This is a genomic window from Thiobacter sp. AK1 (assembly GCF_039822265.1).
GTDB lineage: Bacteria > Pseudomonadota > Gammaproteobacteria > Burkholderiales > Thiobacteraceae > Thiobacter > Thiobacter aerophilum.
The window spans coordinates 14,019-32,609 of the sequence record NZ_JBAJEX010000001.1; the positions used below are offsets into that span (position 1 = coordinate 14,019).

Sequence of the window (18,591 nt, forward strand, 5' to 3'; positions counted from 1 at the left end):
CGACGCAAACCCATCACGCACCCACGTCGTCCTGGGCAAGCAGCGCGCACACCTCGGCTGCGTGGCGCGCACGGCAGGCTGCCTTGGCGAGCTTAGCCGCCTGCGCGACGTTGACCTTGGTGATGCGCGCGGCAAGCCAGGGCAGCAAAGCGGGATCAACCGAAAAGCGGCGAAAGCCCAGACCCAAAAGCAGGACGATCACGCCCGGCCACTGGCTGAGCAGGCCATTCACCTGCAGTCGTTCGGCATTTCCTGCATGCTCCACCACATGGGCCAGGAAGCGGTAGAGCACCGGTGAGTGAAAGTCGAGTTGGTCGGCCACCGCCGCCTCGTCGCGATTGGCCGCGAACAAGCATTGCATTAAATCGTTGCAGCCCAAGGCGGCGAACGCGGCGACTTCCAGCAGACTATCCACGGCGAGGGCGGCGGCCGGTGTCTCCAGCATGGTCCCCACGGGGAGCTTGTCTGCATCCAGCCCCGTTGCCTGCCGCACTTCCTGTACCCAGGTTTCCACCTCCTCACGGCGCGTGACATAGGGCAGGAGAATGCGCAGCGGAAACATCGGCGCGAGGCGAGCGATGGCGGCGAGTTCGGCTCGCACAACGCGCCGGGCCAGTTGGTACCGGTAAAGACGCACGCCCTGCACGCCCAGGGTGGCGCTCACACCCGGCAGGTCCGGTAGCCACGGGGGGTGCTTGTCGCCGGCCACGTCCAGCAGCCGCACCGTCACCGGGCATCCGGCGGCGGCCTCGCACACGGCGCGCAGCCGCGCCTCGAACAGGCTGGCATCCGGTGCTTGCCCGTCTTGCGCCACGACGTATTCCGAACGAAACAGGCCGATACCCCGCGCGCCCTGGGCCATGGCCAGACGCGCTGCCTCGCCGCTACCAACGCTGGCCAACAGCGTGACTGCGCGCCCGTCGGCGGTGCAAAGATCCGCTGGCGCAGGGGGAAGAGCGGGGGGTGAGGGCAGGGGCGTGGTAGCGAGCCGACCTTGTGCCGCATCGAGCCACACCATTTCGCCCCAGGGAAGATTCGTTTCGCGGGCCAGCACAATGGGCAAGCCCCAGCCGCGCAGTCGCAATACCGGATGGGCAAGAGGCGCGGCCTCTACGACGACCAGGCCGCGCAGGTGCGGCGTGGGCGCAAGCCCCGGTGCCTCGAGGGACCGTGAATCCAACACGGCGATATGGGGCTCGCTGATGGGGGCAAGGCCGCGCACCAGGCGGCCATGAGCCTGGCCAGGCACGAAGGGGATCAAGGCGAGTTTCATGCCGGCATCTCCGGCACTGCATCATGGGAGGCTTACGCCTTCCTCACGCAACATGTCCACCAGGGCGATCAGGGGCAGTCCCACCAGGGCGTTGGGATCGTCGCCGTAAAAGCGCTCGATGAGGACGATGCCCAAGCCTTCCGACTTGGCGCTGCCGGCGCAGTCGTAGGGCTGCTCCCGTTCCAGATAACGTTCGATCTGGGCCGCCGTGAGGGAACGGAATTTCACGGTGAAAGGCACCACCCGCGCCTGGATGCGGCCAGTTGCGGCATTGAGCAAGGCAAGGGCGGTATGGAACACCACTTCCCGCCCGCTGGCGGCAAGCAGTTGTTTCTTTGCGTTCTCGAAGCTGCCTGGCTTGCCCAGGGGCGCTTCATCCAACACTGCCACCTGGTCGGAACCGATGATGAGTGCGGCGGGATGGCGCCGCGCCACTGCCTCGGCCTTGAGTTTCGCCAGCCTAAGTGCTGTGTCCCAGGGCTTCTCGCCGGCCAGGGGCGTCTCGTCCACGTCGGGCGACATCACATCGAAAGGCAGCATCAAGCGCGCCAACAACTGGCGCCGATAAGGCGAGGAGGAAGCGAGGACCAGGCGCATGGCGGTGGCCTATTCCGGCTGGATTTCGATCAAGGCCTCGTGGGGCTTCACCGCATCACCCTTGGAGACGAAGATGTTGGTCACCGTGCCCGAGACCGGGGCCTGGATTTCGTTTTCCATCTTCATCGCCTCGATCACCAATACCGGATCACCTGCTTTCACCTTCTTGCCGGTATCCACCAGTACGTCCACGATGGTGCCGGGCATGGCGGTGGTGACGTGGCCCTTGTGCGTGGCCGCAGGACGACCCCCAGAAGGCGCCGCCTTTACCTTGGGCCGGGCCTGCTCCGCACCCAGCGCACCGCCACTGACTTCCACTTCCGCCAGCGTCTCGATCACCACTTCTTCGCTCACACCATCCACCAGCACGTAGTAAGGACGCGGCTCGATGCCGGGCGCGCCGCTGCCGGTGAGCTTGATGTGATAGGTCTCGCCGTGCAGGGTGATGTTGAACTCGTTGGGCGCGAAGCGCTTGCCACCGGGTTGAGCCGCTTCGCGCGGCAGCAAAGGCTCCGGCTTGAGGGTGCCGGCGGCGCGTTCCTGGAAAAAAGTGCGCGCCAGCTCCGGGAACATGGCATAGGTGAGCACGTCTTCTTCATTGCGTGCCAGCCCTTCGATCTCGCCGCGCAGCTTGTCCAGCTCGTCTTGCAACAGATCGGCAGGCCGGCAGGTGATCACCTCGGCGTTGCCGATGGCAAGGCTTTTGACCTGTTCGTTCACCGGGCCCGGTGTCTTGCCGTAGAGCCCCTGCAGGTAATGCTTCACCTCGGTGGTGACACTCTGGTAGCGTTTGCCGGTGAGCACGTTGAGCACTGCTTGAGTGCCGATGATCTGGGAGGTGGGTGTCACCAGCGGCGGGAAGCCGAGGTCAGCACGCACGCGCGGGATTTCCGCCAGCACCTCGTCCATGCGATGGAGCGCGCCTTGCTCCTTGAGCTGGTTGGCCAGGTTGGAGATCATCCCGCCCGGCACTTGATTGACCAGCACGCGCGTGTCCACGCCGGTGAATTCGCTCTCGAACTGCCAGTACTTCTTGCGCACCTCGCGGAAGTAGGCGGCGATTTCCTGGAGCAGGGGTAGATCGAGACCGGTGTCGTATTCGGTGCCGGCCAGTGCGGCGACGATGCTTTCGGTCGTGGAATGACTCGCGCCCTCGGAGAACGCGGACAGGCAGGTGTCCAGCATGAGGGCGCCGTTCTCCACGGCCTTCAGGTGGCACATGCTGGACAGTCCCGAGGTGGCATGGCTGTGCAGATGGATGGGCACGCGCACCGCCGCGGTCAGCTCGCGTACCAGCTCCGCCGCAACGTAGGGCGTGAGCAGACCTGCCATGTCCTTGATGGCGATGGTGTCACAGCCCATGGCTTCCAGTTCGCGCCCGAGCGTCACGAAGTGGGCGATGTCATGCACCGGGCTCGTGGTATAGCAGATGGTGCCCTCGGCGTGCTTGCCTACTTCCTTCACGGCCTCGATGGACACGCGCAGATTGCGCATATCGTTCATGGCATCGAAGATGCGGAACACGTCCACGCCATCGTTCGCTGCACGCTTGACGAAGGTGCGTACCACGTCATCGGAATAATGGCGATAGCCCAGCAGGTTCTGGCCTCGGAGCAGCATCTGGATGCGTGTGTTGGGGAGGGCGCGGCGCAGGGCCTTGAGGCGTTCCCAGGGATCCTCCTTGAGGAAGCGCACGCAGGCGTCGAAGGTGGCGCCCCCCCACGCTTCCAGCGACCAGAAGCCGACACTGTCCAGCTTGCCGCAGATGGGCAGCATGTCTTCGGTGCGCATGCGGGTCGCGATCAGGGACTGATGGCCGTCGCGCAGGACGAGCTCGGTGATCTGGATTTTCGCCATGCTGTGTGACCTGTTTTATAAACCTTCATGCGCCGCGATCGCGGCACCGATGGCGGCGGCGAGCAGCTCCTTGGGCCGTGGCACCTGGTAGTCGATGAGCTCGGGATGCTTTTCCACGAAGCTGGTGTCGAAGCGACCGCTGCGGAAGTCCGGGTTCTGCAGGATCTGCTGGTAATAGGGGATGGTGGTCTTTACGCCATAGACCACCATGTCGCTCAAGGCACGCCGACCCCGTTCGATCACCCCCGGCCAGGTGAGATTCCATACCGTGAGCTTGGCACACATGGAATCGTAGTAAGGCGGAATGACATAGCCCGTGTAAATGGCCGCATCGGTGCGTACCCCTGGCCCGCCCGGCGCATAGTAGCGGGTCACGCGGCCGAAGCTCGGCAGGAAATCATGCTTGGGATCTTCCGCATTGATGCGAAATTCCATGGCGTAGCCGCGGTAGTTGACGTCCGACTGCTTGTACTGCAGCGGCAGGCCGCTGGCGATGCGGATCTGTTCCTGGACGATGTCCACACCGGTGATGCTTTCAGTGACCGTGTGCTCCACCTGCAGCCGGGTGTTCATTTCCATGAAATAAAACTGGTTGTCCGCATCCAACAGGAATTCGATGGTGCCTGCATTGACGTAGCCCACGGCGCGCGCCGCCTGGACCGCGAGTTTGCCGATGTAGTTGCGCTGCAGTTCGGTGAGCTGGGGAGAGGGGGCGATCTCGATCAGCTTCTGGTTGCGGCGCTGGATGGAGCAGTCGCGCTCGAACAGGTGGATCACGTTGCCGAAGTTGTCACCCAGCACCTGCACCTCGATGTGGCGCGGGTTGATCACGGCCTTTTCCAGGAAGACTTCCGGTTTGCCGAAGGCCTTGGTCGCCTCGGAGACGACCCGGTCGTAGTTCTTGCGCAGCTCATCTTCGCTGTTGCAGCGCCGGATGCCGCGCCCACCCCCGCCGTTGGTGGCCTTGAGCATGACCGGATAGCCGATCTTCTTGGCCAGGGCCACCGCTTCCTCGACTGATTCCAGATTGTGGTCGGAGCCCGGCACAACGGGGATGCCGGCCTTGATCATGGCCTGGCGCGCCGCGATCTTGTCGCCCATCTGGCGGATCACCTGGGCCGAGGGCCCGATAAATTTCACGCCACGCCGGGCGCAGATTTCAGCGAGCTGCGGATTTTCGGAGAGAAAACCATAGCCCGGATGCAGGGCATCGCAGCCCGAGGCCACCGCCAGGTTGACGATGTTGTGGGCGTTGAGGTAGCCCAGAACGGGATCGGAACCGATGTTGTAGGCTTCGTCCGCCTTCTTCACGTGGAGCGCGTGGCGGTCGGCATCGCTGTAGATGGCCACCGACTTGATACCCATCTCGGAGCAGGCGCGCACGATGCGCACCGCGATCTCGCCCCGGTTGGCAACGAGTATTTTCCTGATCACGCGCGTGAATCCGCTTTGACAGTCAAAGCTTGCGATTGTATCATGCGCCCCTTATGTCTGAACAGGTTACGGTCGATAGCCTGGAATTTGCGCGCAGTGGGAAAACCCTATCTGGCAATTTCCAGTTGGCCAGCTTGGCACGTCTGCACGACCAGCTCGCCTCTCTGGATGCAACCCTGGCCTATGAGCTGAACGGGTGCTTGGACGAGAAAGGGCAACCCGGCTTGCACTGCCGGGTGCGAGGCACGCTCAAGCTCACCTGCCAACGCTGCCTCGAGCCCATGGACTGGGAAGTGGTGCTGGATTCCCAACTGCTTCTAGTTACCACCGAAGCCCAGTTGGGTGAGGACGAGGATGAGCTTGACGGCCCCGACCGCCTGCTGGCGCAGAAAGAGATGGACGTGCGCGCGCTGGTGGAAGAAGAAGTGCTGCTGGGCCTGCCGCTGGCGCCCCGACATGGGGAAGGGCGGTGCCGTATGGCGGTAACCCAGGCGGGGACGGCCAGCCACCCCCTCGCCGTGCTGGCGCAGCTTGCGCGCCCAGACACCGACAAACGAGATCGAGAGTAAAGGAGTCATCAACATGGCCGTTCAGCAGAACAAGAAGTCGCCGTCGAAGCGTGGTATGCATCGCGCCCACGACTTTCTGACCACTCCTCCGCTCGCGGTGGAGCCGGCGACGGGTGAGGTGCATCTGCGGCATCACATCAGCCCTAGCGGCTATTACCGCGGCAAGAAAGTCCTGCGCAGCAAGGGCGAGTGAGACACCGGGCGCGATCGGCGCCCGAATGTTTTTTTCCAGCAATGGACATCACGGTCGCAATCGATGCCATGGGGGGTGATCATGGCCCCCATGTCACGGTCCCCGCGGCGCTTGCGGTCCTCGACCGCGATCCCCAGGTCAACATTGTTCTAGTGGGTCTGCGTGACGTGCTGGAAGCCGAGTTGCGTCAGCGCCGGCGCCACACGGATAGCCGCTTGCGCATTCACCACGCATCCGAGGTGGTGGCCATGGACGAACCACCCGCCCAAGCCATGCGCAACAAAAAAGATTCTTCCATGCGGATAGCGGTGGAGCTGGTGAAGACCGGGGAGGCCCACGCCGCTGTCAGCGCCGGCAATACCGGGGCGCTGATGGCCATTTCCCGTTTCGTGCTGAAGATGCTGCCGGGCATCGAACGGCCGGCGATCTGTACCGTCCTGCCCTCGCTGCGCGGCTCGGTGTACATGCTCGACCTGGGCGCCAACGTGGATTGCACGCCAGAACATTTGCGCCAGTTTGCCGTCATGGGCGCCATGCTCGCCTCGGCGGTGGAGGAGAAAACCAATCCCAGTGTGGGCCTGCTCAACATTGGTACCGAGGTGATCAAGGGCAACGATGTGGTGAAGGAAGCGGCCGAGCTGCTGCGCCACAGTCACCTCAATTTCCACGGCTACGTGGAAGGGGACGACATCTACAAGGGCACCACCGACGTGGTGGTGTGCGATGGCTTCGTCGGCAACGTAGCGCTGAAGACCACCGAGGGTCTGGCGCGCATGCTGGGCGCCTTCCTGCGCGAGGAATTCAAGCGCAGCCTCCTCACGCGGCTGATGGCGTTGGCCGCCTGGCCGGTGATCCAGCGCTTCAAAAAGCGAGTCGATCCCCGCTGCTACAACGGCGCTACGCTGGTTGGCTTGCGCGGCATCGTGGTCAAGAGCCATGGGGGGGCCGATAGCTTCGCCTTCCGTTTCGCCATCGAGCGGGCGGTGTCGGAGGCGCGCCACGGTGTGCTGCGTCGCATCAGCGACCAGATGGCGCTCATCCATCCCGAGTCCACGCAGCAACGCGCGGTGGCGCAATGATCCACGCCCGCATCGTTGGCACCGGCGGTTACTTGCCGGAGAAGATTCTCACCAACGCCGACCTGGAAAAGCTGGTCGAGACGTCGGACCAGTGGATCGTCGAGCGCACCGGGATCCGCGAGCGCCATATCGCCGCCGAGGGCGAGTACACCAGCGATCTCGCGGTGGCGGCCGCGCGGCGCGCCTTGGAAATGGCGGAAGTGCCACCGGCCAGCGTGGATCTCCTGATCGTTGCCACCACCACTCCCGACCGGGTGTTCCCCAGTACCGCCTGTATCGTCCAGTCCAAACTTGGTATTGCCAATGCTTCGCCCGCGTTCGACGTGCAGGCCGTCTGCAGTGGCTTCATCTACGCCTTGGCCACCGCCAACAATTTCATTCGGGCAGGACAGGCGCGCACCGCGCTGGTGGTCGGGGCGGAGACGCTATCTCGTATCACCGATTACACCGATCGCACCAACTGCATCCTATGGGGCGATGGCGCCGGTGCCGTGGTGCTGGCGGCTGCAGACAGTCCCGGCATCATCTCCACCCATCTGCATGCCGATGGCCGCCACCAGAATCTACTCTACGTGGACGGCGGACCGTCGATGGGCAACTGTGGTGGCGCCGGACCGCACATGCGCATGCAGGGCAACGCCGTGTTCAAGATGGCAGTGAATACGCTGGATGCCATCGTGGACGAAACGCTCGCGGCGAATGGTCTGCTCAAGAGCGACATCCACTGGCTCGTGCCCCATCAGGCCAACATTCGCATCATCCAGGCCACTGCCAAGAAACTGGGCATGAGCATGGAAAACGTGGTGCTGACGGTGGACAAGCACGGCAATACGTCCGCTGCTTCCATTCCCCTCGCGCTGGACACCGCCGTGCGCGATGGCCGCATCAAGCGCGGGGAAACCCTGCTCATGGAGGCCTTCGGTGGCGGGTTCACCTGGGGTTCGGCCCTGGTGCGCTATTGAGGCCACGACACTGTGCTCCCTGCCAACTATGCAACCCCTCTCCAGGACAGCCACACCATGAAATGCGCCTTTCTCTTTCCCGGCCAGGGATCCCAGTCGGTGGGAATGATGGCCGGTTTTGCCGACCGTCCCGTGGTCCGAGAAACCTTCGTCGAAGCCTCGGACATTCTTGGCCAGGACTTGTGGGCCCTAGTGAACGAGGGCCCCGCCGAGGCCTTGAACCAAACGGTGCACACCCAGCCGGCCATGTTGGCGGCGGGCATCGCCGTGTACCGTGCCTGGCGCGAGGCCGGAGGATCGGAGCCCGCTCTAATGGCTGGCCACAGTCTGGGGGAATACACCGCGCTCACCGCTGCCGGTGTGCTGAGCTTCGCCGAGGCCCTGCCCCTGGTGCGCCTGCGCGCCCAGGCCATGCAGCAAGCCGTGGCGGAAGGCGAGGGGGCGATGGCCGCCATCCTGGGCTTGGATGATGAAGTGGTGCGTGAGCTCTGCGCGGAGGCAGCCCAGGGCCAGGTCCTGGAGGCCGTCAATTTTAATTCCCCCGGGCAGGTGGTGATCGCCGGTCACCGTAGCGCGGTGGAGCGGGGGGTGGAGCGCGCCAAGGCGCGAGGCGCCAAGCGTGCCGTGTCATTGCCGGTGTCCGTGCCTTCCCATTGCGCCCTGATGCGCCCGGCCGCCGAGGTGCTGGCTAAGCATCTGGAACGGCTGAGCCTGCAGGCACCGCGCGTGCCCGTGGTGCAAAATGCGGATGTGACGGCCTTCACCGACCCCGCGGCGATCAAGGCCGCTTTGGTCCGCCAGCTCTACAGCCCCGTGCGCTGGGTGGAGACCATCCGCCACATGGCGGCGGCGGGGATCGACATGGCCCTCGAATGCGGGCCCGGCAAGGTGCTGGCGGGCCTCGTTAAGCGCACCGTGCCTGAGATGAAATGCCTTGCGCTCACCGACTCGACGGCGCTTTCTGCTGCGATAGACGAATGTAAAAACAGTAACTTGTAGATGTAACTTCATGTAATTTATAACTAAGGAGCGAGCATGCTGGACGGACACATTGCCTTGGTCACGGGCGCAAGCCGCGGTATCGGCCAGGCCTGTGCCCTGGAGCTGGGGCGTATGGGGGCCACCGTGGTGGGCACTGCCACCACCGAGTCCGGCGCAGAAGCCATCAGCCGCTACATCGGCGAGGCCGGGTTCAAGGGGTGCGGCTATGCGCTCGACGTCCGGGATGGCGCCGCCATCGAACGGGTGCTAGGCGCCATCCGATCGACGTTCGGTGAGGTGAGTATCTTGGTCAACAATGCCGGGATCACCCGCGACACCCTGCTTATGCGCATGAAAGAGCAGGAATGGGACGAGATCATGGATACCAATCTCAAGTCCGTGTTCCGGCTTTCCCAAGCCGTATTACGTCCCATGACCAAGGCTCGCTATGGCCGCATCATCAGCATCGCCTCGGTGGTGGGGGCCATGGGCAATGCCGGCCAGACCAATTACGCGGCCGCCAAGGCCGGTATCATGGGGTTTACCAAGTCTTTGGCCCGGGAAGTGGGTTCGCGCAACATCACCGTCAACTGTGTGGCGCCAGGCTTCATCGACACCGACATGACGCGCGCCCTGCCGGAGGCCCAGCGCGAGGCGCTGCTCGCCCACATCCCCCTGGGCCGGCTCGGCACGCCCGAGGACGTGGCTGGGGCCGTGGCTTTCCTGGCCTCGCCCAAGGCAGCCTACATCACCGGGGTCACGCTCCATGTCAATGGCGGTATGTACATGATTTGAATCAAGAAATGAGACCTGCCCCGGGTTTGGTCGGGGCAAGGGATTCTGATACAATGCGCAGGTTTTTTGCGATCTCACCCACAGAAAGGTAAGGAGCCCCAGATGGAAAACATCGAACAACGCGTCAAGAAGATCGTCGCCGAGCAGTTGGGCGTGAACGAGGCCGAGGTGAAGAACGAATCCTCCTTCGTGGACGATCTGGGCGCGGATTCCTTGGATACCGTGGAACTGGTGATGGCCCTGGAAGAGGAATTCGATTGCGAGATCCCGGACGAGGAAGCGGAAAAGATCACCACTGTGCAGCAGGCCATCGACTACATCAACGCCCACCTCAAGAAATAAGCATCCTGCTTTTCCCATTGTATCCGGAGTCATTTTGTCCAGACGCAGAGTAGTCGTAACCGGCCTGGGCATCGTCAGCCCGGTAGGCAACACCGTGGACGAGGCCTGGGCCAATATTCTGGCCGGCAAGTCCGGCATCACCCGTATCACCAAGTTCGATGCCTCGGCCTTCGCTTCCCAGATCGCGGGTGAGGTGAAGGGCTTCGACGTCACGCAGTACCTATCCGCCAAGGAGGCCCGGCGTATGGATACCTTCATCCATTACGGCATGGCGGCCAGCATCCAGGCGCTGCGCGACGCGGGCATCGACCCCAAACCCACCGATGCGGAGCGTTTCGGGGTCATCGTCGGTTCCGGGATCGGTGGCCTGCCCATGATCGAGGCCACGCACGGCGAATATCTGGCCAACGGCCCGCGGCGCATTTCGCCGTTTTTTATTCCCGCCACCATCATCAACATGATTTCGGGCAACCTGTCCATCCTGTACGGTTTCCAGGGTCCCAACCTCGCCATCGTCACCGCTTGCACCACGGCCACCCACTGCATCGGCGAGGCGGCGCGCCTCATCCGCTACGGCGATGCCGACGTGATGGTCGCGGGTGGCGCGGAAGCCACGGTGAGCCCCCTGGCCATCGGCGGCTTCGCCTCGGCCAAGGCCTTGTCCACCCGTAACGACGACCCGGCCACCGCCAGCCGACCGTGGGATGTGGGGCGCGATGGCTTCGTGCTGGGCGAGGGGGCCGGTGTGCTGGTGCTGGAGGAGTACCAGCGGGCGCTTGCGCGGGGCGCCAGGATCTACTGCGAGATCGCCGGCTTTGGCATGGGCGCGGATGCCCACCACATGACCGCGCCCTGCGAGGATGGTGCCGGTGCGGCCCGTTGCATGCGCAACGCCCTGCGGGATGCGGGTATTACCCCGGAAGAGGTGGACTACATCAACGCCCACGGCACTTCCACCCCTCTGGGCGACAAGGCCGAGACCCTCGGCGTGAAAGTGGCCTTGGGCGATCATGCGAAGCGCATCGTGATGAGCTCCACCAAGTCCATGACCGGCCACCTGCTGGGTGCCGCGGGCGGCGTGGAGGCGGTGTTCACCGCCCTGGCCGTGCGCGATCAAGTCGCCCCGCCCACCATCAATCTGTTCCAGCAGGACCCGGACTGCGATCTCGATTACGCGCCCAACGCCGCGCGCAAGATGAAGATCGATGTGGCCCTGTCCAATTCCTTCGGTTTTGGCGGCACCAACGGCACCCTGGTCTTCCGCCGGCTCTGAGCCGCCGGGACAGGCGGCTTCGTTTGCGTCGCCGGCTCGCCCCTCGTGATCGCCGTCCCCTTGCCGGCCATACCGGATCTGGTGGCGCTGCATGCCACCCGGCCGGCGCACTATCCCTATCTGTTACACACCGGGGGCGGTTACGCTGGCTGGGATATCTTGTTCGCCCATCCCCGCGTCACTCATGTCTTCGCCGCCCACGAAAGCGGGGTACTCGATGCCCTGCGTGCCACCTGGTACGCCGAGGGGGGCGTGGCGAACCCACCCAACCATTTGCCATTTACGGGCGGCTGGTTCGTCTATTTGGGTTATGAGGTGCTAGAGGAGATCGAGCCGCGTGTGTCGCCCCGGTCCGGCTGCTCAGCCTTTCCCAAAGCGGTGCTAAGCCGAGTGCCTGCCGCCTTGCTGGTGGACCAAGCCAACGTCCAGGCCTGGCTCGTGGCGGAAACGCAAGAAGCCCGCGAGGCGATCGAAGCCGATCTCGCCGCTCCCGTTGCCTGGCAGCCGAGGGCGTTGGCGGCGCAATGGGTGGCGGAAGAAGAGCCGGAGATTTTTTTAAAGGGGGTGGGGCGCATCCTCCGTTACATCCGCGAAGGCGACGTATTCCAGGTCAACCTGGCGCGCCGCTGGTGGGCCGCGCTAAATGGCAACACGGGGCCGGCGGATCTGTTCGCGGCGCTGGCCCGGCACAATCCCGCGCCCTTTGCGGGCAGTGCGGTGTTCGGCAGCCAAGCCATCGTCAGCTCCTCGCCCGAACGGCTGGTGCGAGTGCGCGACGGTCTAGTCGAGACGCGCCCCATCGCGGGCACGCGCCCGCGTGCCGCCGACCCGCAGGCCGATCTGGCCCTGCGACGGGAACTTTTGGCCACCGTCAAGGAACGCGCGGAACACATCATGCTGGTGGATTTGGAGCGCAACGATCTAGGGCGCGTGTGCGTGCCGGGCAGCGTGGAAGTACCTGCGCTGCTGGAGCTCACCAGCTACGCCCACGTCCACCATCTGGAATCCACGGTGCGCGGGCGGCTGCGCCCGGGGGTGGATCCGGTCGCGGTGGTCCGGGCGCTGTTTCCCGGCGGGACCATCACCGGCTGCCCCAAGGTGCGGTGCATGCAAATCATCCGCGAACTGGAAAACGCGCCGCGTCAGGCCTACACCGGGAGCATGGGTTACCTGAACCGGGACGGCAGCCTCGACCTCAACATCCTCATCCGCAGTTTCATGGTGCGGGGTGCAGAGCTGGAATTCTGGGCAGGCGCGGGCATCGTCGCCGATTCCATCCCGGAGCGAGAGCTCGCCGAGACCCGCGCCAAGGCTCGGGGCCTGCTGCGCGCCCTTTCCCCCCCAAAGGCGCCATGACCATAAGCCAACCTCTGGCCACAATGCTGGTCAACGGTGTCGCCGCCGACACGGTGGCGGTGCTCAACCGCGGGCTGATGTACGGCGATGGCGTCTTCCGCACCCTGCGCGTTGTGGGCGGCCGCCCCCGTTACTGGGCGCGCCATTACCGGCGGCTCGTCGCCGACTGCTCACGGCTTGCCATCACGCCACCTGAGGAGGCATTGCTTAAGGAGGAACTCGACCGGCTCATCCGGAGCGCGCCGGATTGCGTGGTCAAGATCGTGGTGACCCGGGGCGAAGGGGGCAGGGGCTATGCCCCACCGCGCGAGGCCCACCCCACCCGCATCCTGCTAAAGACCGCCTTGCCCACCTACCCGCCGCATTATTGGGAAACCGGGGTGCGTTTGCACCTGTGCCGCCTGCGGCTTGCGCACCAGCCGCGGTTGGCGGGAATAAAGCACCTCAACCGCTTGGAAAACGTGCTGGCACGAGCGGAATGGTCGGACCCCGACGTCCCGGAAGGCTTGTTGCTGGATGTCGAGGGCAACGTAATCGAGGGCACCATGACCAATCTCTTCATGCGGCAGGGTGCGCGGCTCATCACATCCGACCTGAGCCGCTGCGGCGTGGCGGGGGTGACGCGGGAGTGTATCCTGGAAGTCGCGCCGCATCTGGGGTTGACCAGCGAGGAGCGCAGTTTTGGGCTTGCCGAGCTGTTCGCCGCCGACGAGGTACTGGTGTGCAACAGCCTGATCGGCCTGTGGCCGGTGCGGGCCTTGGAAGGACGCCAGTGGCAGCCTGGGAGCTTGGTCGCGAGACTCTCCCAGAGCCTGGAGTCGCTCGATGCTTAGACGTCTGCTGATGCTTCCTCTGGTGGTGGTCTTACTGGCAGCGGGCTGGCTGGCCTGGTTTGCGCTCGCGCCGCTTGCCCTGCCGCAGGTGCCCTTCGCTTTCGAGGTCCTACCAGGCAGCAGCGTGAAGACCGTAGCGCGCAACCTCAGTGCCGCTGGCCTGTTACGCGAGCCCTGGAGCCTGGTGATGCTAGTACGTCTCACGGGCAAGGCAGGGGAGGTGAAGGCGGGCAATTATTTGCTCGAACAACCCCCTACCGGGCTGGAACTCTACCGCATGCTCACCCGCGGCGAAGTACGGCCCAGCGAGATCCGTTTCATCGAAGGCTGGACTTTTCGCCAGTTGCGGCAGGCGCTGGATGCCCATCCCGCCCTGCGCCACGAGACCACGGGTTTGAGTGACGCAGAAGTGCTGAGTAGGCTGGCGATTGACGCACCCCATCCGGAAGGCCTGTTTTTCCCCGATACCTACTATTTCGGCGCGGGCGTGAGCGACCTCTCCATTTTGCGGCGGGCGCACGCAGTGCTGGAAATGCACCTTTCCCGGGAGTGGGAGCGGCGCGATCCCGGGCTGCCATATAGAACGCCCTACGAGGCCTTGATCATGGCCTCCATCATCGAGAAAGAAACCGGGGCCGCTGCCGAGCGTCCACTGGTTGCCGGCGTATTCGTCAACCGGCTGCGGCTAGGCATGCGTCTGCAGACCGATCCAACCGTGATCTACGGGCTTGGCGAACGTTTCGACGGCAACTTGCGGCGTGGCCATCTGCAAGACGATGGCCCGTACAATACCTACATGCGCGCGGGATTGCCGCCGACCCCCATCTGTTCACCGGGCCTGGAGGCCATTCGGGCCGCCCTGCATCCCGCCCCTACCCGAGCGCTCTATTTCGTCAGCCGGGGTGATGGTACCCATGCCTTTTCCGCCACCCTGGAAGACCACAACCGGGCCGTTGCCCGTTACCAACTGAGGTGAGGATGCCGGGAAAATTCATCACGCTGGAAGGACTAGACGGCGCGGGCAAGAGCACCCACCTGGCCTGGATTGCCGACTGGCTGCGGGTGCGCGGCCACCAGGTGGTGGTCACCCGCGAGCCGGGTGGCACACCCCTAGGGGAAATGCTGCGCGACTTGCTCCTCTCCCAACCCATGCACCGGGAAACCGAGACGCTGCTCATGTTCGCAGCACGCCGGGAACACATCGACAAGGTGATCCTGCCCGCCATGGAAAAAGGACACTGGGTGGTCTGCGACCGCTTCACCGATGCCACCTTCGCCTACCAAGGTGGCGGCCGCGGCATTCCCTTGGCCAAACTCGAGGTCCTGGAGCAATGGGTGCAGGACGGACTGGAGCCCGATCTCACCTTGTTGTTCGACGTCTCGCCGGAAGTCAGCGAGGCGAGGCTGGCGCTCAACCCCACCCGTGACCGCTTCGAACAGGAGAAGCGCGATTTTTTTGCCCGGGTGCGCGAGGCCTACCTGGTGCGCGCACAGGCCCATCCGCAGCGCATCCGGGTCGTGGACAGCAGCCGCGCCATCGCCGCTATTCGGGCCGAGCTGGAGACGATTCTTAAGGAACTGGCCTGATGCCCGTGTATCCCTGGCAGACCGAGGTATGGCAGCGCCTCACTGGGGCAAGGCAGCGGCTTCCCCATGCGCTGTTACTCCAGGGCCGGCGCGGCATCGGCAAGCGCGACTTTGCCTTGGCCCTGGCCAATTGGCTCCTGTGCCAGGCGCCGACTCCCCATGGCCCCTGCAGGCACTGCCGCGCCTGTCATCTCCTCGCGGTGGGCAATCATGCGGACTTGCGTCTCATCGAACCCCTGGAGGGGGAGGAGGAGGGCAGAGCGGTGCGCCAGATCGCTATTGCGCAGGTGCGCGAGCTGGAGGATTTCGTAGGGCTTTCCACCCACCAAGAGGGCGCGCGGGTAATCGTGATTCATCCCGCGGAAGCCATGAACCCCGCGGCGGCCAACGCGCTCCTCAAGACTTTGGAGGAACCGGCCGAAAATACGGTATTCCTGCTGGTAAGCCATAAGCCTCGGCAGCTCCTTCCCACCGTGGTGAGCCGCTGCCGCACGGTGGCCATGCCGCTACCAGATGAGGAGATGGCGCGCGCGTGGTTGGAAAGCCAGGGCGTGATCGATGCCCGACTGTGTCTGGCCCTTGCCGGCGGGGCACCGCTGGAGGCGCTGCGCTACGCCGATGGCGAGTATCTGGCGGCACGTGGGGTGTTCCTGGCCGCGCTAGGCGAGCCGGCGAAGCTCGATTGGCTGAAACTCGCGGAGCAGGGCGCGCGCCAGGACCTCGCCAGCCAAATCGACTGGCTGCAAAAATGGCTGTACGATCTGGTCGCGGTGCGCTTGGCTCGGCGCGTGCGCTACAACCCCGATTTCGCGCCGCGCTTGCGGGAACTGGGAGCAGGCGTTAAGGTTGAGGCCCTGCTGCGTTTCGTGCGTGAGCTGGAGGGGGTGCGCCGGCATCTTGACCATCCCCTCAACCCGCAGCTTTTGTTGGAAACGGTCTTCTTGGCGTACCAACGGGCGGTGATGACACAAAATGGCTGATGTCCCGAACAAACCCGCTGGCGGGGCGCGTCCTGGCGTGCTCTCCTTGAGCATCAAGGAAAAATCCGCGCTCTACGCGGCCTACATGCCTTTTCTTAAGCACGGTGGCATTTTCATCCCCACCACCAAGCCCTACCGGCTCGGCGATGAAGTGTTCATGCTGCTCGCCCTGATGAACGATCCCAGCAAGATTCCCGTGGCCGGTCGCGTGGTGTGGATCACTCCCGCCGGCGCCCAGGGAGGCAAGGCCCAAGGCATCGGCGTGGAATTCGCCGCCAACGAAAGCGGTACCGCCGCCCGTAACAAGATCGAGGGGCTCCTGGGCGGCTCCCTCAAGTCGAGCCGCCCGACCCATACCATGTGACTGTGCCAGCCGCGCCCCCGCCCTGGGGACGTTGCCGGTTTTTTTACCCTATGTTCGTCGATTCCCATTGCCATCTGGATTTTCCCGAGCTCGCAGCGCAAACCGAGCAGGTGCTAGCCCGCATGGCGGCCAATGACGTCACCCATGCTCTGTGCGTCGGCGTGGACCTACCCAACTTTCCCAGGGTGCGTGCGCTGGCCGAAGCCCACCCCAATCTCTTCGCGTCCGTAGGCGTGCACCCGGACTATACGGACACCCCTGAACCCAGTGTGGCCGAGCTGGTGGCTTTGGCGGATCACCCGCGGGTGGTGGCGATCGGCGAGACGGGGCTCGATTATTTCCGGCTTGAAGGCAATTTGGAATGGCAACGGGCGCGGTTCCGCACCCACATCCGCGCCGCGCGCGAGGCCAGCAAGCCGCTCATCATCCATAGCCGCGAAGCTTCGGCGGACACCCTGCGCGTGCTGCGCGAGGAGAGGGCGGACGAGGTGGGCGGCGTGATGCACTGCTTCACCGAAACCTGGGAGGTGGCCGAGGCAGCGATGGAGCTGGGTTTTTACATTTCCTTCTCCGGCATCGTCACCTTCAAAAACGCCAGCGCCCTCAAGGAAGTGGCCCGGCGGGTGCCTCTGGATCGCATGCTGATCGAGACGGATTCTCCCTACCTCGCGCCCGTACCCCTTCGGGGCAAGACCAACGAACCGGCCTATGTGCGCCACGTAGCCGAGGAAATCGCCCGCCTGAAGGCCATCGACGTGGCCGAGGTGGGGCGCGCCACTTCTCAAAACTTTTTTAAGTTATTTCTCCAATCACTTGTCACTCAATAGAAATCTAGTCCTGTTCCTAAGCCTAGTGAGCTTCCTTCCGCCGGCCTGGGGAGGCGACATCGTTGATGACATCCGTCAGGCCATCCAGATCGACGATGCTGCCGAGGTGGAAACGCAGCTTGGCCGCGGTGCCGACGTGAACCTTGCCGACGAACAAGGCAACACCCTGCTTCTGCTGGCCGTGCGGGAGGAGAGCCCAGCGTCCGTCTCGCTGCTGCTTGCCGCTGGGGCGCGCGTCAACCAGGCCAATGCGGTGGGCGATACGCCTTTGCACCTGGCCGCCTGGAATGGGAACGTGCCCATTCTGCGCATGCTGCTGGACCGGGGTGCCTCGGTGGCGGCCAATGCTCGCGGCTGGACGCCGCTCATGTATGCAGCCTACGCCGGTCACGAGGCCGCGGTGGACTTGCTTCTGGAGGCGGCATCACCTGTGGATGCTGCTACGCGCGCCGGTCTCACCGCGCTCATGTTGGCCGCCATGAAGGGCCACGAGGGTATCGTGCGGCGGCTGCTCGCCGCTGGCGCCGATCCGGCCCAGCGATCGCGCGACGGCAAGACCGCGCGCGACTTGGCGCGGGAAAATGGCAACACGGACGTGGCAGAGATCCTCGCGGCCGCGGCAGCTCGGGGCGCTAACGATCGTGCCGATGGCTCGCATGAGCCGCCAGCCCCCAACATCGTTCCGTGAGCCGCGCCGTCTCCAGGAGAGAGCAAGTCGCGGTCCCGTTTCTGGCGCGATAACAGAACCTCGGCCGTGAGGTTTCACTGTGGCGAAGCGCCATGCCGCCCATTGCCTAGCCGCTAAAGGCGTCATACACTGCGACTGCGCATAATGTATATTATGTCAAGTCAGCGACACCCGCCCAGCCGCGCACTACGCTTCCCTGTGGTAACGGTCAGCCTGTTTCCTTGTCAGGTGGAGATTACGGCTGTGCACCCGTCGTTTGCCCGGGGCGCGCAACTTGAATCGCGACCGTCGCCTCAGGCGAGAGGCGTGTGCGACGCCGGGGCGAGCAGCGCGATGAAATAGCGTTCCAGTAAGGCATCCACGTTCTGCGCCTCCCGGGCAAGACTATGGGCTGAAACGCCCGCTCGAGCGCCCTCCAGCACTGCATTCAGAGCCAGCAGCCGTGCCATGAAGAGACGCTCTTCGGCGCTCGGCCCCCCTAGATTGGGGGCATACGCGGGAAAAAAGGGAAAACTCATGGTTCTGGCCAATGGACCGTGACGCAACCTATATCGGCACGTCATGCCAGAACTTGAGCCACATCAGCCCCGGTAGGGGCAAG

Annotated in this window: 20 protein-coding genes and 1 pseudogene; 16 read left to right on the top strand and 5 right to left on the bottom strand. The window is 64.3% G+C overall.

The window, feature by feature from the left end:
* Positions 1 to 13: 13 nt before the first annotated feature.
* The 4 genes from V6E02_RS00065 to V6E02_RS00080 are packed head-to-tail and all read right to left on the bottom strand — an operon-like array spanning position 14 to position 5,161.
* Entirely contained in the window at positions 14 to 1,273 is a 1,260-nt protein-coding gene (locus V6E02_RS00065; protein ID WP_347305936.1) for a putative PEP-binding protein, read from the bottom strand.
* Positions 1,274 to 1,294: 21 nt separating this feature from the next.
* A complete protein-coding gene (locus V6E02_RS00070) occupies positions 1,295 to 1,870 on the bottom strand; it encodes a Maf family protein (protein ID WP_347305938.1) in 576 nt (191 codons plus the stop codon).
* A gap of 9 nt (positions 1,871 to 1,879) precedes the next feature.
* A complete protein-coding gene (gene oadA / locus V6E02_RS00075) occupies positions 1,880 to 3,727 on the bottom strand; it encodes a sodium-extruding oxaloacetate decarboxylase subunit alpha (RefSeq protein WP_347305940.1) in 1,848 nt (615 codons plus the stop codon).
* A 15-nt stretch (positions 3,728 to 3,742) separates the two neighbouring features.
* Entirely contained in the window at positions 3,743 to 5,161 is a 1,419-nt protein-coding gene (locus V6E02_RS00080; protein ID WP_347305941.1) for an acetyl-CoA carboxylase biotin carboxylase subunit, read from the bottom strand.
* A 53-nt stretch (positions 5,162 to 5,214) separates the two neighbouring features.
* On the opposite strand from V6E02_RS00080, the gene V6E02_RS00085 reads away from it, so the two are divergent.
* The 16 genes and pseudogenes from V6E02_RS00085 to V6E02_RS00160 all read left to right on the top strand — a co-directional run bounded on the left by V6E02_RS00085 (position 5,215) and on the right by V6E02_RS00160 (position 17,990).
* Positions 5,215 to 5,730 carry a YceD family protein gene (locus V6E02_RS00085; protein ID WP_347305943.1) on the top strand — a complete coding sequence of 172 codons (516 nt, stop codon included), beginning with the start codon at positions 5,215 to 5,217 and terminating at the stop codon, positions 5,728 to 5,730.
* A 13-nt stretch (positions 5,731 to 5,743) separates the two neighbouring features.
* Entirely contained in the window at positions 5,744 to 5,923 is a 180-nt protein-coding gene (gene rpmF, locus V6E02_RS00090) for a 50S ribosomal protein L32 (RefSeq protein WP_347305945.1), read from the top strand.
* A gap of 41 nt (positions 5,924 to 5,964) precedes the next feature.
* Positions 5,965 to 6,966, top strand: a pseudogene (gene plsX / locus V6E02_RS00095) (phosphate acyltransferase PlsX); the annotation flags it as partial.
* A gap of 32 nt (positions 6,967 to 6,998) precedes the next feature.
* Complete coding sequence (locus V6E02_RS00100) at positions 6,999 to 7,964, top strand: beta-ketoacyl-ACP synthase III (protein ID WP_347305948.1); 966 nt, start codon at positions 6,999 to 7,001, stop codon at positions 7,962 to 7,964.
* A 57-nt stretch (positions 7,965 to 8,021) separates the two neighbouring features.
* On the top strand, positions 8,022 to 8,963 hold the full coding sequence (fabD, locus tag V6E02_RS00105; protein ID WP_347305950.1) for an ACP S-malonyltransferase: 942 nt from the start codon (positions 8,022 to 8,024) through the stop codon (positions 8,961 to 8,963).
* A 36-nt stretch (positions 8,964 to 8,999) separates the two neighbouring features.
* The gene (gene fabG / locus V6E02_RS00110) at positions 9,000 to 9,740 is read left to right on the top strand and encodes a 3-oxoacyl-ACP reductase FabG (RefSeq protein ID WP_347305952.1); all 741 of its coding nucleotides are present in this window, start codon (positions 9,000 to 9,002) and stop codon (positions 9,738 to 9,740) included.
* 102 nt (positions 9,741 to 9,842) lie between these two features.
* Complete coding sequence (gene acpP, locus V6E02_RS00115) at positions 9,843 to 10,082, top strand: acyl carrier protein (protein ID WP_347305954.1); 240 nt, start codon at positions 9,843 to 9,845, stop codon at positions 10,080 to 10,082.
* 34 nt (positions 10,083 to 10,116) lie between these two features.
* Positions 10,117 to 11,355, top strand: a complete 1,239-nt coding sequence (fabF, locus tag V6E02_RS00120) for a beta-ketoacyl-ACP synthase II (RefSeq protein ID WP_347305955.1) — start codon at positions 10,117 to 10,119, stop codon at positions 11,353 to 11,355.
* 45 nt (positions 11,356 to 11,400) lie between these two features.
* Positions 11,401 to 12,711 (top strand): aminodeoxychorismate synthase component I, encoded by a 1,311-nt coding sequence (locus V6E02_RS00125; RefSeq protein ID WP_347305956.1) that lies wholly within the window; start codon positions 11,401 to 11,403, stop codon positions 12,709 to 12,711.
* Complete coding sequence (pabC, locus tag V6E02_RS00130) at positions 12,708 to 13,544, top strand: aminodeoxychorismate lyase (RefSeq protein WP_347305957.1); 837 nt, start codon at positions 12,708 to 12,710, stop codon at positions 13,542 to 13,544. The genes V6E02_RS00125 and pabC overlap by 4 nt, the downstream gene beginning before the upstream one ends.
* Complete coding sequence (gene mltG / locus V6E02_RS00135; protein WP_347305959.1) at positions 13,537 to 14,520, top strand: endolytic transglycosylase MltG; 984 nt, start codon at positions 13,537 to 13,539, stop codon at positions 14,518 to 14,520. The genes pabC and mltG overlap by 8 nt, the downstream gene beginning before the upstream one ends.
* A gap of 2 nt (positions 14,521 to 14,522) precedes the next feature.
* Positions 14,523 to 15,131: a dTMP kinase gene (gene tmk, locus V6E02_RS00140; protein ID WP_347305961.1), complete on the top strand. Its 609-nt coding sequence runs from the start codon at positions 14,523 to 14,525 to the stop codon at positions 15,129 to 15,131.
* Entirely contained in the window at positions 15,131 to 16,111 is a 981-nt protein-coding gene (holB, locus tag V6E02_RS00145) for a DNA polymerase III subunit delta' (protein WP_347305963.1), read from the top strand. The genes tmk and holB overlap by 1 nt, the downstream gene beginning before the upstream one ends.
* On the top strand, positions 16,104 to 16,475 hold the full coding sequence (locus tag V6E02_RS00150) for a PilZ domain-containing protein (RefSeq protein ID WP_347305965.1): 372 nt from the start codon (positions 16,104 to 16,106) through the stop codon (positions 16,473 to 16,475). The genes holB and V6E02_RS00150 overlap by 8 nt, the downstream gene beginning before the upstream one ends.
* A 50-nt stretch (positions 16,476 to 16,525) precedes the next feature.
* On the top strand, positions 16,526 to 17,302 hold the full coding sequence (locus V6E02_RS00155) for a TatD family hydrolase (protein ID WP_347305967.1): 777 nt from the start codon (positions 16,526 to 16,528) through the stop codon (positions 17,300 to 17,302).
* A 25-nt stretch (positions 17,303 to 17,327) separates the two neighbouring features.
* Positions 17,328 to 17,990 carry an ankyrin repeat domain-containing protein gene (locus V6E02_RS00160; protein WP_347305969.1) on the top strand — a complete coding sequence of 221 codons (663 nt, stop codon included), beginning with the start codon at positions 17,328 to 17,330 and terminating at the stop codon, positions 17,988 to 17,990.
* Between the two features lie 293 nt (positions 17,991 to 18,283).
* On the opposite strand, the gene V6E02_RS00165 is transcribed toward V6E02_RS00160, so the two are convergent.
* Positions 18,284 to 18,439 carry a hypothetical protein gene (locus V6E02_RS00165; protein WP_347305971.1) on the bottom strand — a complete coding sequence of 52 codons (156 nt, stop codon included), beginning with the start codon at positions 18,437 to 18,439 and terminating at the stop codon, positions 18,284 to 18,286.
* Positions 18,440 to 18,591 lie beyond the last annotated feature (152 nt).